The 14863-nt window shown below is 72.7% G+C and carries 15 protein-coding genes; 5 read left to right on the forward strand and 10 right to left on the reverse strand.

Going from position 1 to position 14863, the window contains the following annotated elements:
- Positions 1-17: 17 nt before the first annotated feature.
- On the reverse strand, positions 18-221 hold the full coding sequence (locus tag ABD213_RS04590; protein WP_344325030.1) for a CopG family transcriptional regulator: 204 nt from the start codon (positions 219-221) through the stop codon (positions 18-20).
- Positions 222-315: 94 nt separating this feature from the next.
- On the opposite strand from ABD213_RS04590, the gene ABD213_RS04595 reads away from it, so the two are divergent.
- A complete protein-coding gene (locus ABD213_RS04595) occupies positions 316-2205 on the forward strand; it encodes a chorismate-binding protein (RefSeq protein ID WP_344325033.1) in 1890 nt (629 codons plus the stop codon).
- 29 nt (positions 2206-2234) lie between these two features.
- Here the strand turns inward: ABD213_RS04595 and ABD213_RS04600 are convergent, their stop codons facing one another.
- From ABD213_RS04600 to ABD213_RS04640, 9 genes are all read right to left on the reverse strand, one after another.
- Positions 2235-2450, reverse strand: a complete 216-nt coding sequence (locus tag ABD213_RS04600; RefSeq protein WP_344325036.1) for a hypervirulence associated TUDOR domain-containing protein — start codon at positions 2448-2450, stop codon at positions 2235-2237.
- 50 nt (positions 2451-2500) lie between these two features.
- Positions 2501-3409, reverse strand: a complete 909-nt coding sequence (locus ABD213_RS04605) for a DMT family transporter (protein ID WP_344325039.1) — start codon at positions 3407-3409, stop codon at positions 2501-2503.
- Between the two features lie 84 nt (positions 3410-3493).
- On the reverse strand, positions 3494-4981 hold the full coding sequence (locus ABD213_RS04610; protein ID WP_344325042.1) for a S1C family serine protease: 1488 nt from the start codon (positions 4979-4981) through the stop codon (positions 3494-3496).
- Between the two features lie 69 nt (positions 4982-5050).
- Positions 5051-6532, reverse strand: a complete 1482-nt coding sequence (locus ABD213_RS04615; RefSeq protein WP_344325045.1) for a sensor histidine kinase — start codon at positions 6530-6532, stop codon at positions 5051-5053.
- On the reverse strand, positions 6529-7221 hold the full coding sequence (locus ABD213_RS04620; protein ID WP_344325048.1) for a response regulator transcription factor: 693 nt from the start codon (positions 7219-7221) through the stop codon (positions 6529-6531). The genes ABD213_RS04615 and ABD213_RS04620 overlap by 4 nt, the downstream gene beginning before the upstream one ends.
- A gap of 137 nt (positions 7222-7358) precedes the next feature.
- Positions 7359-8228, reverse strand: coding sequence for a fructosamine kinase family protein (locus ABD213_RS04625; RefSeq protein ID WP_344325051.1), 870 nt, complete (start codon positions 8226-8228; stop codon positions 7359-7361).
- A 39-nt stretch (positions 8229-8267) separates the two neighbouring features.
- A complete protein-coding gene (locus ABD213_RS04630) occupies positions 8268-8762 on the reverse strand; it encodes a low molecular weight protein-tyrosine-phosphatase (protein WP_344325054.1) in 495 nt (164 codons plus the stop codon).
- Positions 8759-9145 (reverse strand): phage holin family protein, encoded by a 387-nt coding sequence (locus ABD213_RS04635; protein WP_344325056.1) that lies wholly within the window; start codon positions 9143-9145, stop codon positions 8759-8761. The genes ABD213_RS04630 and ABD213_RS04635 overlap by 4 nt, the downstream gene beginning before the upstream one ends.
- Before the next feature lie 63 nt (positions 9146-9208).
- Positions 9209-10165 (reverse strand): EamA family transporter, encoded by a 957-nt coding sequence (locus tag ABD213_RS04640; protein WP_344325059.1) that lies wholly within the window; start codon positions 10163-10165, stop codon positions 9209-9211.
- A 55-nt stretch (positions 10166-10220) separates the two neighbouring features.
- Here ABD213_RS04640 and hisC point away from each other — a divergent pair, with 55 nt between their 5' ends.
- The 4 genes from hisC (at position 10221) to ABD213_RS04660 (ending at position 14863) form a co-directional block, all read left to right on the forward strand.
- Positions 10221-11282: a histidinol-phosphate transaminase gene (hisC, locus tag ABD213_RS04645; protein ID WP_344325062.1), complete on the forward strand. Its 1062-nt coding sequence runs from the start codon at positions 10221-10223 to the stop codon at positions 11280-11282.
- A gap of 164 nt (positions 11283-11446) precedes the next feature.
- On the forward strand, positions 11447-12598 hold the full coding sequence (pdhA, locus tag ABD213_RS04650) for a pyruvate dehydrogenase (acetyl-transferring) E1 component subunit alpha (RefSeq protein WP_344325065.1): 1152 nt from the start codon (positions 11447-11449) through the stop codon (positions 12596-12598).
- Positions 12595-13578 carry an alpha-ketoacid dehydrogenase subunit beta gene (locus ABD213_RS04655; protein ID WP_344325068.1) on the forward strand — a complete coding sequence of 328 codons (984 nt, stop codon included), beginning with the start codon at positions 12595-12597 and terminating at the stop codon, positions 13576-13578. Before pdhA ends, ABD213_RS04655 begins: the two co-directional genes overlap by 4 nt.
- A gap of 10 nt (positions 13579-13588) precedes the next feature.
- Positions 13589-14863, forward strand: coding sequence for a dihydrolipoamide acetyltransferase family protein (locus tag ABD213_RS04660; protein WP_344325071.1), 1275 nt, complete (start codon positions 13589-13591; stop codon positions 14861-14863).

A 14863-nucleotide genomic window follows, 5' to 3' on the forward strand; every position in this document is an offset into this window, starting at 1 on the left:
GTCACTGGTCGGGGCGGTCACTGAGCAAGTCGGTCGAGCAACGGACCGTAGCGGTCGATCGCCTCGCGCGTCAGGCGCCGGACCTCGTCGTCGCGCGACATCCGCTCGGCTCGCTCGCGGATCGCGCGCAGAGCTGCCTCGTTCTTGCTGATCCCCTCGCTCTCGGCGAGCGCAGACAGCGTGGCGTCGTCCTCGTCGCTCAAGCGCAGCGTCATGCCCATGCCCCCATGGTATCGCGGCGATACCATGGGGGCCAGCGTCTACGCTGGCCCAGGCCGTGCCCGACTGCCGGGAGCCCGACCCGACGAGGACCCCATGACCCTGCTGGACGACCTGCTGGCCCAGCCCGCGTTCGCCATCATCCGTGGCCGAGACGCCGAGACGGTCACGCTTCTCGGCGGCCCGCGCACCGACGTCGAGCGCCTCGCCGACATCCCGCTGTCCGACGCGGGCGCCACCGGCGAACCGGAGTGGGACTCCCTCGTGCTCGTGCCGTTCGCCCAGGTACGCGAACGCGGCTTCCGCGCGCACGACGACGGCACGCCGCTCAGCGTCATCGAGGCGCGGATGCGCGTCGAGGTCCCGCTCGCCGAGCTGCTCGACCTCCTGCCCGACGTCCCCATCGAGCTCGCCGACGCCGGCGGCTTCGAGACCTCCGACGACGACTACGCGGCCATGGTGCGCCGGGTCATCGACGAGGAGATCGGCCACGGCGAGGGCGCGAACCTCGTCATCGGCCGGCACCACCGATCCCGCGTCGCCGACTGGGGACACGACCGTGCCCTCACCGTCCTGCGGCGGCTGCTCGAGCGCGAGCGCGGCGCCTACTGGACCTTCTGCGTCTTCACTGGCGACCGCCACCTCATCGGTGCGAGCCCCGAGCGGCACGTCAGTGTCGAGGCCGGCGCCGTGCGCATGAACCCCATCAGCGGCACGTTCCGCCTGCGCGGCCTGGAGACCCACGCCGACCGCAAGCGCGAGCTCCTGCGCTTCCTGTCCGACGAGAAGGAGATCTACGAGCTCTTCATGGTCGTCGACGAGGAGCTCAAGATGATGTGCGACATCTGCCACGAGGGCGGGCTCGTGCTCGGGCCGTACCTCAAGCCGATGAGCCACCTCGTGCACACCGAGTACCTGCTCGCCGGGCGCACCGACCGCGACGTGCGTGACGTCCTGCGCGACTCGATGTTCGCCGCCACGGTCACCGGCAGCCCGGTCGAGAACGCGTGCCGGCTGATCGAGACCTACGAGGAGCACGGTCGCGGTTACTACGCGTCGGTCGCCGCGCTCGTCGGTCGCGACGCCGACGGTGCCCCGACGATCGACGCGCCCATCCTGATCCGCACCGCCGACGTCGACGCCGGCGGCAACGTCAAGGTGACTGCCGGCGCGACGCTGGTGCGCGACTCCGACCCCGCCTACGAGACCGCCGAGACCTGGGCCAAGGCGTCGGGCATCCTGTCGGCGTTCGGTCTCGTCGAGGCGGCTCCGCTCCCGTCGACCGACCTCGACGCCTTCACCCGCGACGACGAGGTGCTCATCGCCCTCGGCTCGCGCAACCAGCGGCTCAGCCAGTTCTGGCTCTCCGACCAGTCCGGTGCGGCCCCGGAGCCGACGCTGCAGGGCAAGCGGGTCGTGATCGTCGACGGCGAGGACGACTTCGTCAACATGCTGAGCCACGTCTTCGGCGTGCTCGGCATGGAGACCGACGTCGTGCGCCACGACGCCGACGTCCTGCGCGAGAAGGGCGTGGCGGCGCTCGAGGCGTACGACCTCGTCGTGGTGGGTCCTGGCCCTGGCGACCCGCGGCGCAGCGACGAGCCCAAGATCGCGGTGCTCGACGACGTCGTCACGGACCTGCTCGCCAGGGAGCAGCCCTTCCTCGCGGTGTGCCTCGGGCACCAGGTGCTCAGCCGTCACCTCGGGCTGGACCTCGTGTTCAAGGACATCGTCTTCCAGGGCACGCAGTCACGCCTGGACATGCTGGGCCGTACCGAGACGGTCGGCTTCTACAACACGTTCGTGGCCCGCGTCGGCCGCGCCGGGCTCCCCGCCGGGGTGAGCGTCGAGCGCGACGAGGCCACCGGCGACGTCCACCACGTCGCCGGGCCGCACTTCCACGGCATCCAGTTCCACGCCGAGTCGATCCTCACCCAGGGCGGGTTCGCGATCCTGCGCGACCTGGTGCTCGACCTCGTCGGCTGAGCGTCAGCTCTTCAGCTTGCCCCGGAGCGTCAGCTCTTCAGCTTGCGCAGCGCGCTGGGCTCGTGCGCGGCGCGCGCGCCGGTCTTCTCGCTCTCGACGACGTACTTCGGCTCGTCCTCGCTCGCGCGCCACTGCTGCTTGGCGAGCTGGAAGTCCTTGGTCTTCTTCTCGACCACCGTCCCCTGCGTGCGCCCCTGTGAGGTCTCCCAGCTCACGCGGTCGCCGGCCTTCAGATCATCGCTCATGGCATCACTGTGCGGCCGCGGGCGACGGTCCGCACGTCGGGGCCGCGGTCTCACGCAGGGGCCGGTGTCCGAGTCCGTGGGCGCCACCGGGTGATCGCCACACCGGCCAGGCACAGGGCGCCGCCGACGAACGCGAGCGGTGCCGGCACCTCCGCGAGCAGGATCCAGGAGATGACGATGGCCGTGGCCGGGACGAGGTAGGTGGTGGAGGCGACCGTCCCGGCGCTGAGCCGCTCGATCGCGTAGGACCAGGCCACGAACCCGACGGCGGTCGGCAGCACGCCGAGGTAGACCAGCCACGCGACCTCGCCGACCGAGGCGTCGGCGACCTGCTCGACCAGGCGTGGCCCGAACGGCAGGCAGGCGAGCGCGCCGATCGAGCAACCGAGCCAGGTGGAGAAGGCCGGCCGGACCGTCCGCAGCGTGGGCTTCTGCAGCAGCGCACCGGCTGCGTAGGCGAGCGCCGCGCCGACGGCGAGCAGCACGCCGTCCGCGCCGACCTCGGCCGACTCGCGCGTGCTCAGGGCGATGACGGCGACGCCGGAGAAGGCGACCGCGAGCCCGAGCACGAGGGGCCGGGGGAAGCCCTCCCCGAGGAAGAGACCGGCACCGAGCGCGATCAGCAGCGGTCCGATGTTCACGATCAGTGCCGTGGTGCCGGCGTCGAGGGAGACCTCGGCGGCGTTCAGCGCGACGTTGTAGACGCCGAACCAGACCACCCCGTAGGCGACCGTCAGGGCCAGCGTCCGGCCTCGCGGCAGGCGGTGCCTCCACGGCCGGGCGATGAGCGTGAGGGCGGCGGCACCGACGAGCAGGCGTCCCAGGGTGAGCGCGGCGGGATCGAACGCCCCGGCCAGTGCGCGGATGCCGACGAACGCCGACGCCCACACGACCACGACCGTCGTCAGGGCCAGGACCGTCAGGTCGCGCGTCGGCCGGGTCGTCGCGGGCGTGCTCACGCGCCCAACCTAGGGCGGCACCGGGTCCGGGACCACGAGGGATCCGGCCATCGACGCACGAGATCGCGCCACCGGGGGCCGCGGTCAGGCGGTGTTGCCGCCGTCGGAGTCGAGCGTCACGGACACCTCCTGGCGCTCCCCGCCGCGCAGGAACGACAGCGTGACCTCGTCGCCGGGACGGTACCCCCGGATCGCGGCGACCAGGGCGTTGGAGCTGCCGACGGGGACGTCGTTGATCGAGGTGATGACGTCACCCTCCTGCAGGCCTGCGTCGGCGCCGGCGCTACCAGGGTTGACCTCGACCACCTCGGCGCCGATGCCGGTGATCTCGTCGTTGTCGACGGCCGGACGGACGGTCACGCCGATCTGCGCGTGCTCGACGGTCTCCCCGGCCCGGAGCTGGCCGGCGACGCTGCGCGCGAGGTCGACGGGGATGGCGAACCCGAGGCCGATCGAGCCGGCCTCGCCGGGCGCGGAGCCGCCGGAGCGGATGGCGGAGTTGATCCCGACGACGCGACCCTGCAGGTCGACGAGCGGACCACCGGAGTTGCCGGGGTTGATGGCCGCGTCGGTCTGGACCGCCGGGAAGACGGTGGAGCCGCCGCCGGTGCCGTCGGAGGAGGCGACGGGACGGTTGAGCGCGCTCACGATGCCGCTGGTCACGGTGCTCTCGAGGCCGAACGGCGAGCCGATGGCGACGACCTCCTGGCCGACCGTCAGGCTCGCGGACGACCCGAGCGTCGCCGGCGTGAGCCCGCTGACGCCGTCGACCTTGATGACGGCGAGGTCGGTCTTCGGGTCGCGTCCGAGGATGGTGGCCTCGCCGTTGGTGCCGTCGTTGAAGGCGACCGTGATCGTGCCACCGTCGGCGGCGGCCTCGATGACGTGGTTGTTGGTGAGGATCTCACCGTCGTCGCTGATGATGATCCCCGTGCCGGAACCGGCAGCTCCTGCGCCGGCGACGTTGATCTGCGTGACCGACGGCAGCACGGCTTCGGCGACGCGCTCGATCTGCCCGGTCGCGGCCGGCTCGGCGTCCACCTCGCCCTGCAGGGAGCTGACGGTCACGGGGCCGTCGTCGTCGAGGGCGCCGTAGAGGGCCGCGCCGCCGAAGCCGGCGGCGCCGGCGAGCAGCACGACGGCGAGCGCGCCCGCGAGACGGCGTCCTCGCCGCTTGCGGGGTCGCCGCGCCGGGGGTGCCTGCTGCACGGCCCATCCGGCGCCGGCCGCACCCGCGCCTGCGGCGGCCGCGGTGGGCACGGGGTGCTCGGCGACCGGCGGCGCATGCTCGCGGCGTGGGGCGGCGTCGTCCTCAAAGCGGTGGAACGTCCCGTCGTCGTGAGAGGCGTCCTGGCGCGCGGAGTCGTGCGGCGTCGGGTCGGACGGGACGGCGTCCCGGGGGAGCTCGGTGGTGTGCTCGGGCTGACCGGCCGGGGGGACGGGAACGGTGGGCTCGGCGTCGTCAGGACCCGCGGACGTCGACGCGTCCGGTCCCTGCTCGGCACCGGCGTCGGACCTGCGGTGCGGCGGGACGTAGGGATCCGAGGCGAACGGATCGTTCTCGTTGCTCATGTCACCACATTCTTCCTCATCGCTGAGAACACGCTGAGCGGTGAGTGTGAGCGCTCGAAGAAGGCCGGATCAGCCCCTGCGACCCGCCCCGGCGCCCTCCTCCAGGCCCGGGACGGTGAGGGTCAGCACGGTGCCACCGGCCTCGGGGCAGTGGGCGTCCACCGACCCACCGTGCCGCTCGGCGGCGCGTCGGGCGATGGACAGCCCGAGGCCGGAGCCGGGCATCGTGCGGGCTTCGCGCGAGCGGTAGAAGCGGTCGAAGACGTGCGGGAGGTCGGCCTCGGCGATCCCCGGCCCCTGGTCGGCGACGGTGAGCACCCCGTCGGCGAGCCGGACCGTCACCGTGCCGCTCTCGGGACTCCACTTGACGGCGTTGTCCAGCAGGTTGGTGATCGCCCGCTCGAGCAGGGCCGGCTCGCCGAAGACCGCCCAGGTCCGCAGCTCGACGTCCAGCGTCAGGCCCTGGGCCCTGGGCCGCACCCGGTCGACGGCCTGCTCCACCACCTCGGCGAGGTCCAGCACCTCCGGCGAGCGGTCGAGCGGCTCGTCGCGGGCGAGCTCGACGAGGTCGCCCACCAGGGTCGTGAGCTCCTGCAGCTGGGCCCGTACGTCGGCCATGATCTCGCCGCTCTGCTCGGCGGTGAGCGAGCGGTCGGGGTTCTCCGACGCCTGGCCCAGCAGCTCGATGTTGGTCCGCAGGCTGGTCAGCGGCGTGCGCAGCTCGTGACCGGCGTCGGCGACGAGCTGGCGCTGGCGCTCCTGCGACGCGTCGAGCGCGAGCAGCATGTGGTTGAAGGACGTCGACAACCGGGCGAGCTCGTCGTCACCGGTCACCTCGATGGGGCGCAGCTCGTTGGTGCGCGCCACCCGCTCCGTCGCCGCGGTGAGTCGGCGCACCGGTCGGAGCCCGTTGGTGGCGACGACCCAGCCGGCCAGACCGGCCACGAGCACCCCGAGGGCAGAGGTCAGCAGGAGGACGAGCTGGAGCCTGTCGAGGGAACGTTGCGTCGACTCCATCGACTGCGCGAGGACGAGCGCCTGTCCCGGGCCGGCCTGGACGGCGACGACGCGGTACGGCTCGCCGTCGATCGTCGTCGTCCGGCGAGAGCTCTGCGACTGCCCGATCGAGACGGCGATCTCGCGGCGGTCGTACGGGAAGTCCGCGTCGGCACGTCGGGTGAAGACCTGTCCGCCCTCGACCGCGATGAACCGGATGCCGAAGGCGGAGAGCAGGTCGGCGTCGGCCTCGTTCATCGAGGAGGGGCTGTACCCGGCGGCCACCGCGGCGTCGGCGCGCTTGAGCAGGGACTCGTCGAGCGCGTCCTGCAGCTCGGCGCGGACGGTGACGTAGACGACGGCGCTGGCGACGGCGAGGACCGCAGCGACGGCCGCCGTCGTCAGCAGGGCGACCCGCAGGGCGAGGGAGGCGCGTGACGTCCACGGCGTGACGGCGCGGTGGACGGCGTCGACCGCGGAGCCGACCGGGCGCCTCGGGGTGCGCTCCGCGGAGTCGTCCTCGGCCGGCGTCGTCCTTCGGACCGTGTCGCTCACGGGGGCGTCTCGCGCAGCACGTACCCCACGCCGCGGACCGTGTGCAGGAGGCGGTCCTCGCCCTCGGCCTCGAGCTTGCGCCGGACGTACCCGACGTAGACCTCCAACGAGTTCGCCGTCGTCGGGAAGTCGAAGCCCCACACCTCCTCGAGGATGAAGGCGCGCTCGAGGACGCGCTTGGGTCGGCGCATGAACAGCTCGAGCAGGGCGAACTCGGTGCGCGTCAGGGAGATGGACCGATCGCCACGGGTGACGTCACGGGTGACGGGGTCGAGGGTGAGGTCCGCGAACGTCAGCGGCGCCTCGTCGGCCTCGAGCTCGGCCTGGCGCGAGGAGCGGCGCAGCAGCGCCCGCACCCGGGCCAGGAGCTCGTCGAGGGCGAAGGGCTTGGTGAGGTAGTCGTCGGCGCCGGCGTCGAGCCCGTCGACGCGGTCCGACACGGCGTCGCGTGCGGTGAGCACCAGGATGGGGACGTCGTTGCCGGCGCTGCGCAGTGCGCGGGTGGCCTCGAGGCCACCCAGGCGCGGCATCATCACGTCCATGACGATGACGGCCGGGTCGATGCGCGGCACCTTGGCCAGCGCCTCGGCCCCGTCGGACGCGAGCTCGACGGTGTAGCCGTTGAACTCCAGCGACCGCCGCAAGGAGTCACGAACCGCCCGATCGTCGTCCACCACCAGGATGCGCATGGGCCCAGTGTGCCAACCGCCCTGAACGAGTGGGGTTTACCACGGTCTGTGGGCAACCTTGTTCTTCCCGCGGCAGATCTGCCGCGGGAAGTGCGTGCTTGCCCACAGACCGTTGTAAACCGCAGCCCGGGGGTGGGTCAGGCGGGGGAGAGGGCGGCCTGGGCGGCGGCGGTGGCGCGCGAGCCGTAGCTGCCGCCGAAGAGCACGGCGTGCACGAGCAGGGGGTGCAGCTGGTGCAGGGGGACGCGTTGCTCCCAGCCGTCGGCCAGTGGCGCAGCCTCGGCGTAGGAGTCGAGGATGCGCTGCAGGTGCGGTGCACCGAACAGGGCGAGCATCGCGAGGTCGGTCTCCCGGTGACCCCCGTGCGCAGCGGGGTCGATGACCCACGCGGTGCCCTCGGTGGACCAGACGACGTTGCCCGACCAGAGGTCGCCGTGCAGGCGGGCCGGCGGCTCCTCGGGTCCCGCGACGGAGTGGATGCGACGCATCGTCTGCTCGATCGTGCGGGCCTGCTCGACGGTGAGCGCCTTGCGGTCGACGGCGGCCCTGACGTAGGGCATCACCCGGCGCGAGGCGTAGAACTCCGGCCAGCTCGGCAGCGGGCGGTTGGGCAGCGGGGCGAGTCCGATGAAGCCGTCGCGATCGCCGCCGAAGGAGTCCGCGCCGGCCGCGTGGGTGGCGGCGAGGGACCTGCCGAACGCCTCGGCGGTCTCGGCCGTCGGGCGTCCCGGTTCGACCCAGGCCAGCACGAGGCACTCGTCGTCGACGCCCAGCACCTCCGGCACGGGGACGCCTCCGGCCGCGCGCAGCCACTCCAGGCCCTCGGCCTCGCGACGGAAGAACCCATCCGGTGCCTGCGGACGGGTCTTGATGACGGCGTTGGAACCGTCGCTGAGACGCAACCGGGTGGCCGTGCAGATGTCGCCGCCGGCCACCGAGGTGGTCGAGACCACCCCGCGCCCGATCAGCGCCTCCGCGCGCGAGGCCGTGCCCGCCATCCTTGCCATGCGGGCAGGGTATCGGGTGGGGACAGGGAGCGGGTCAGGTCAGCGCGACCGGAGCCGCGGCAGCTCCTCGACGAGCGCATCGACGGTCCGCTCCACCATCGCGAGGACGTGCCGGAAGCCTTCGTCACCGCCGTACCAGGGGTCGGGGACCTCGTCGTCGGCCTCGGTCGCATCGGGGTCGAAGGACCGGAACATGCGCAGCGAGGAGGTCGCGTCGACGCTCGGGGCGAGGTCGGCCATGTCAGCGTGGTTGCTGTGGTCCATGGCCAGCAACAGGTCGTGCTCGGCGTACCAGTCGCGCGTGAACGTCCGAGCGCGGTGACGCGAGGGGTCGTAGCCGGCGTCGGCCAGCGTGGCCGCGGCGCGCGGGTCCATCGGCTCGCCCTCGTGCCAGCCGCCCGTCCCGGCCGAGGCCACCTCGACCTCCTCGGAGAGGCCTGCCCGCTCGAGCCGGTCCTCCAGCACGACGTGCGCCATGGGCGAGCGGCAGATGTTGCCCAGACAGACGAGCGCGACGCGGTACGGCTCGCTCACCGACGCGTCCCGGTGAGCGAGGCGAGGACGGCGTTCACGACCGAGATGACGATGGACGCGGCGACGGCCCACCAGAAGCCCTCGATGACGAAGTCGACGCCGACGAGGTCGGTGATGCGCTCGGTCAGGAGCAGCATGAGCGCGTTGATGACGAGCAGGGCGAGCCCGAGCGTGAGCACGATGAACGGCAGTGCCAGGAACTTGATGACCGGGCTCACGAGCTGGTTGACGAGCGTGAAGACGGCGGCGACGACGGCGAGCGTGAGCAGCCGGTCCTCGGTGGCGTCGGCGCCCGTGCCGATGCTCATCTGCTCGCCGAGCAGCCATGCGGCCGCGGCCAGCGCGGCGGCGTTGAGGATCCATGCGGTGAGTAGTCGACCCATGTGACGATCCTCCCAGACGCGCAGCGTCGAACCGATCCGGACGGAACGCGTTCCGCCATCTGCTCACGGGGGCGGGGGGATCTCCACGGACGACCGGGTCCGCCGTGCCGTCTGGGCCAGCACGATGCCGACGATCACGGCCACGACGCCGGCGACCTGGACGGCGGTGAGGGACTCCTCGAACCACGCCCAGCCGACGATCGTCGCGACGATCGGCTCGAGCATGGCCACGACGCTCACGACGATGGCCGGCAGCGAGCGCATCGCCAGCAGCAGCAGGAAGAACGGCGTCACCGTGCCGAGGACGACGACGTAGGTCATCGCGGTCCAGGCCGGGACCGTGAAGGCGTCGAGGCGTCCGAGCACGGAGGCATCGGCGCCGAGGGTGGTGGCGTGCCACGCCGGCCGGACGAGGTTCATCAGGACCGCCGCCGCGACGAACGCCCACAGGAACCAGCGCAGCGGCTCGGCACCGACCCGCAGGTCCTCGCCCAGCAGGAAGTACGCGGCGAAGCACACGGCGGCGGCCAGACCCATGAGGACGCCGAGGCCGTCGAAGGCGAGCCCGCCCCACACCCGCCCGACGACCGCGAGGCCGACGAGGGTGAGCAGCAGCGCGGGCCAGACGCGGGGGTGCACGGGCTCCCTGCGGGCGAAGCGCACCCAGAGCACGACGAGCACGGGGCCGGTGTACTCCAGCAGCAGAGCGATGCCGAGCGGGAGGCGGTCGATGGCGACGTTGTAGGTCCCCTGGAGCCCGGCGATGCCGACGGCCCCGAGTCCGACCACGAGCGGGAGCTCGCGCAGGCGCGGTGGGCGCAGCGCCGACCGGTCGACGACGAGCGCGACGAGCACGATGACCGCCAGGGCCGCGGTGATGCGCGCGGACGTGAAGGTGGTGACGTCGGTGCCGGAGCGCAGCGGGATGCGTGACATCCCGGCGTTGACGCCGAACAGGACGGCCGCCGTCAGCACGAGGACGTAGCCGACGACGGGCGATCGATCGCTGCGGGCTGCCACGCGCGCATCCTCGCGCACCGTCTCCGCCGGTCACGAGCGGGTCTACCCTCGGGGGGTGCCTGCACCCCGTCCGCGTCCCAGCGTCGCCGCGATCGTCGCCTACCGCGCCGGCCGCCCGGCCGGCAGCGACGACCTCAAGCTCTCCAGCAACGAGAACCCGTACCCTCCGCTGCCGGGCGTCGTGGAGCGCGCCGCCGCGATCATGAGCCGTGTCAACCGCTACCCGGACGCGGGGCTGCACGACCTGTACGACGCCCTCGCGGGCGCGACGGGCCTGCCGCGGGACCGGTTCGCCGCCGGGACCGGGTCGGTGTCGGTGCTGTTCGCCGCGATCAGCGCCTACTGCGGTCCGGGCGACGAGGTCGTCGTGCCGTGGCGGTCCTTCGAGGCGTACCCCCTGGCGGTCGCGACCGCCGGCGCGCGGGCCGTCACCGTCCCGCTGCGGGCCGACGCCACCCACGACCTCGCGGCGATGGCCGAGGCCGTGACCGACCGCACCCGCGTGGTGCTCGTCTGCACCCCGAACAACCCGACCGGACCGGTGGTCACGCACGGCGATCTCGAGCGGTTCGTGGCGGCCGTGCCCGACGACGTGCTCGTCGTGGTCGACGAGGCGTACGTCGAGTTCGTCCGCCCGGAGGACGCCGCGAGCGGACTGGCGCTGCTCGCTGCCGGACACGAGAACGTCCTCGTCCTGCGGACCTTCTCCAAGGCGTTCGGCCTGGCCGGGCTGCGCGTGGGCTACGCGATCGCCTCGGCCGACGTGGCCGCGACGATCCGCTCGGTCACGCCCCCGTTCTCCGTCACCGACGTCGCCCAGGCCGCAGCGGTTGCCTCCCTCGAGGCGGCCGACGAGCTCGGCCGACGCGTCGACGCCGTCGTCGAGCAGCGCCAGGTGCTCGTGGCGGGTCTGCGGGACCAGGGGTGGCAGGTCCCCGACGCCCAGGGAAACTTCGTCTGGCTGCCGCTCGGTGAGGACGCGAGCGCCTTCGCCGAGGCGATGCAGCCCGTCGCCGTCCGCCCCTTCGCGGGCGAGGGCGTCCGGGTCAGCGTGGGCCTGCCCGAGGCGAACGACCGCTTCCTCGACCTCGCGGCGCGCTGGCTCACCGGGCGCTGACCGGCGAGCCCTGCTTGGCTCGCGACGCACCGACGGGGTACCGTTCTCGCACGGTGTGACGCCAGTCACGCCGTGGCCGGGACCGTCCGCACCACCCCCGCGGCTCGCCCCGTCCGTCCGCCCATCCGATCGGCCACCCCGCATCGGCAGCGAGAGGACCACCCATGAGCGACCCCTTCCGTCCGCACTCCGGCTCCGACCCCGCGTGGATCGAGTCCGGCCTCGTCCAGCTCCTCACCCCCGACGGGGTCCGGGTCGAGCACGACGAGTACTCCTTCGACGGCGACGTCGACGAGGTCCGCTCGCTGTACCGCGACCTCGTCCTCGTGCGCCGCATCGACACCGAGGCCACCGCGCTGCAGCGCCACGGCGAGCTGGGGCTGTGGGCCCCGTGCCAGGGTCAGGAGGCCGCGCAGGTGGGTTCGGGTCGAGCGCTCGGGCCCCAGGACTTCGCCTTCCCCACGTACCGCGAGCACGGCGTCGCCTGGACCCGCGGCATCGACCCCGCCGCGCTGCTCGGGTTGTTCCGCGGCGTCGAGCTCGGTGGCTGGGATCCCACGAAGACCGGCATGGCGCTGTACAGCATCGTCATCGGCGCTCAGACGCTGCACGCCACGGGCTACGCGATGGGCCTGAGCCTGGAGGGTCGCGTCGGCCACGGGCACGACGACGACAGCACCGACGACCGGGACGCCGCCGTCATCGCCTACCTCGGTGACGGCGCCACCAGCCAGGGCGACGTCAGCGAGGCCTTCGTCTGGGCCGCCTCGTTCGCCGCGCCGGTCGTCTTCTTCTGCCAGAACAACCAGTGGGCCATCTCGGTGCCGCTGGAGCGCCAGACCACCGTGCCGCTCGCGCAGCGCGCCGACGGGTTCGGCTTCCCCGGCGTGCGCGTCGACGGCAACGACGTCCTCGCCGTGCACGCCGTCACCCGCGCGGCGCTGCGGCGCGCCCGGGACGGGCAGGGCCCGATGCTCATCGAGGCCCTCACCTACCGGATGGGCGCCCACACGACGTCCGACGACCCTGGCCGCTACCGGGACGCCGCCGAGGTCGACCGCTGGCGCGAGCGGGACCCGCAGGCGCGCGTCGAGACCTACCTGCGCTCGCTCGGCACCGAGGAGTCGTTCTTCGCCGAGCTGGCCGTCGAGGCCGACGACCTCGGCGCGCACCTGCGGACCGCGTGCAAGGCGCTGCCCGAGCCGGACCTCGCCGAGCTGTTCTCGCTCGTCCACGCCGAGCAGACGCCCGACCTCGCGCAGCAGCAGGCCGACTACGTCAGATACCACGACTCGTTCGAGGGGAGCCCGGCATGATCCCCGCACCCGGCAGCACCACCAGCATCGCCAAGGCTCTCAACGCCGGCCTGCGCGCCGCGCTCGAGGGTGACGACAAGGTCCTCGTCATGGGGGAGGACGTCGGCCCCCTCGGTGGCGTCTTCCGCGTCACCGAGGGTCTGCAGAAGGACTTCGGCGAACGACGCGTCATCGACACCCCGCTCGGGGAGTCCGGCATCGTCGGAGCCGCCGTCGGCCTGGCCTACCGCGGATTCCGACCGGTGCTGGAGATCCAGTTCGACGGGTTCGTCTACCCCGCCTACGACCAGATCGTCAGCCAGGTCGCCAAGCTGCACTTCCGCAGCCGCGGTCGGGTGCCGATGCCGATCGTCATCCGCATCCCGTTCGGCGGCGGCATCGGCGCGGTGGAGCACCACTCGGAGAGCCCGGAGGGGCAGTTCGTGCTCACCGCTGGGCTCAAGGTCGTCGCCCCCTCCACGGCGCACGACGCCTACTGGATGATCCAGCAGGCCGTGCAGTCCGACGACCCGGTGGTCGTCATGGAGCCCAAGCGTCGCTACTGGGACACCTCGGAGATCGGTGCGGAGCCGGCCCCGCTGCACGCGTCGCGGGTCGCGCGTGAGGGCGCCGACCTGACGCTGCTCACCTACGGCCCGATGGTGCGTACGTGCCTGGAGGCCGCCGAGGCCGCCACCGAGGACGGCCTGGACCTCGAGGTCATCGACCTGCGCACGCTGTCCCCGCTCGACCTCGACCCCGTCCACGCCTCGATCCGTCGCACGGGCCGGGCGGTCGTCGTGCACGAGGCGGCCCGGACCCTCGGCCTCGGCGCCGAGATCGCGGCACGCGTGCAGGAAGAGTGCTTCCATAGCCTCGAGGCTCCGGTGCTGCGCGTCACCGGGTACGACCTCCCCTACCCGCCGAGCCGGGTGGAGGACGACTTCCTGCCCGACCTCGACCGCGTGCTCGACGCCGTCGACCGCTCGATGGCGTTCTGAGGAGGCGACGATGAGCGACTTCAACCTGCCCGACGTGGGCGAAGGACTGACCGAGGCCGAGATCGTCACCTGGCACGTCGCCGTGGGCGACGAGGTGGCCGTCAACCAGACGATCGTCGACATCGAGACGGCGAAGTCCGTCGTCGAGCTGCCGAGCCCGTTCGCCGGAGTCGTCGGGGCGATCCACGTCCAGGAGGGGGAGACGGTTCCCGTGGGCACGCCGATCATCAGCATCGGTGCCGCCGGCGAGGGGTCGGACGCGCAGCCGCCTGCCGAGGACGCACAGGAGAAGCAGGGCGAGCGCCAGGCCGTGCTCGTCGGCTACGGACCGCGCACCGCGTCCACGCGTCGGCGCCGCCGGAAGGCCTCGGAGCCGGCGCCGAGCGCCAGGGTCGACGTCGCGAGGCCGCTGCGTGCCCTGGCCAAGCCGCCGGTCCGCAAGCTGGCGAAGGACCACGGTGTCGACCTGCTCGAGGTGCCGTGCGACGGACCGATCGTCACCCGGGCCGATGTCGAGGCCTTCATCGCCACCCGCGCCGCCGGGTCCGTGCCGCCGTCCGGTCCGGCACCTGCCGGCAGGAGCGGCGGGGAGCGTCGCATCCCGGTCAAGGGCGTGCGCAAGATGACCGCGCAGGCGATGGTCGCCTCGGCGTTCACCGCGCCGCACGTGACCGAGTGGGTGACGCTCGACGTCAGTGCCACGATGGATCTGCTCGAGCGGCTGAGGGCGTCGCGTGAGTTCGCCGACGTGAAGGTCTCGCCGACGCTGATCGTCGCGCGTGCGGTGTGCCTCGCGCTGCGCCGGACCCCGGAGCTGAACGCGACGTGGGACGAGGACGCCCAGGAGATCGTCGTCAAGGACGACGTGCACCTCGGCATCGCCGCCGCGACCGACCGCGGCCTCGTCGTGCCGAACATCAGGTCGGCGCAGGCGCTCGACCTGCACGCGCTGGCCGAGGCGCTCGGCGAGCTCACCGCGACGGCACGGGCCGGGCGCACCCAGCCCGTGCAGATGAGCGGAGGCACGTTCACGATCACCAACATCGGCGTGTTCGGGGTCGATGCCGGCACGCCCATCCTCAACCCCGGACAGTCCGGCATCCTCGCGGTCGGTGCCATCGAGCGTCGCCCCTGGGTCGACGAGCACGACGCCGTGGTCCCGCGGTGGGTCACGACGCTCGCGCTGAGCTTCGACCACCGGGTGGTCGACGGGCAGCAGGGATCGAGGTTCCTCGCCGACGTGGCCGCGATCCTGCGCGACCCCGCCATGGCTCTGGCCTACTGA

The sequence above is a fragment of the Aeromicrobium halocynthiae genome (assembly GCF_039531385.1).
Taxonomy (GTDB): domain Bacteria; phylum Actinomycetota; class Actinomycetes; order Propionibacteriales; family Nocardioidaceae; genus Aeromicrobium; species Aeromicrobium halocynthiae.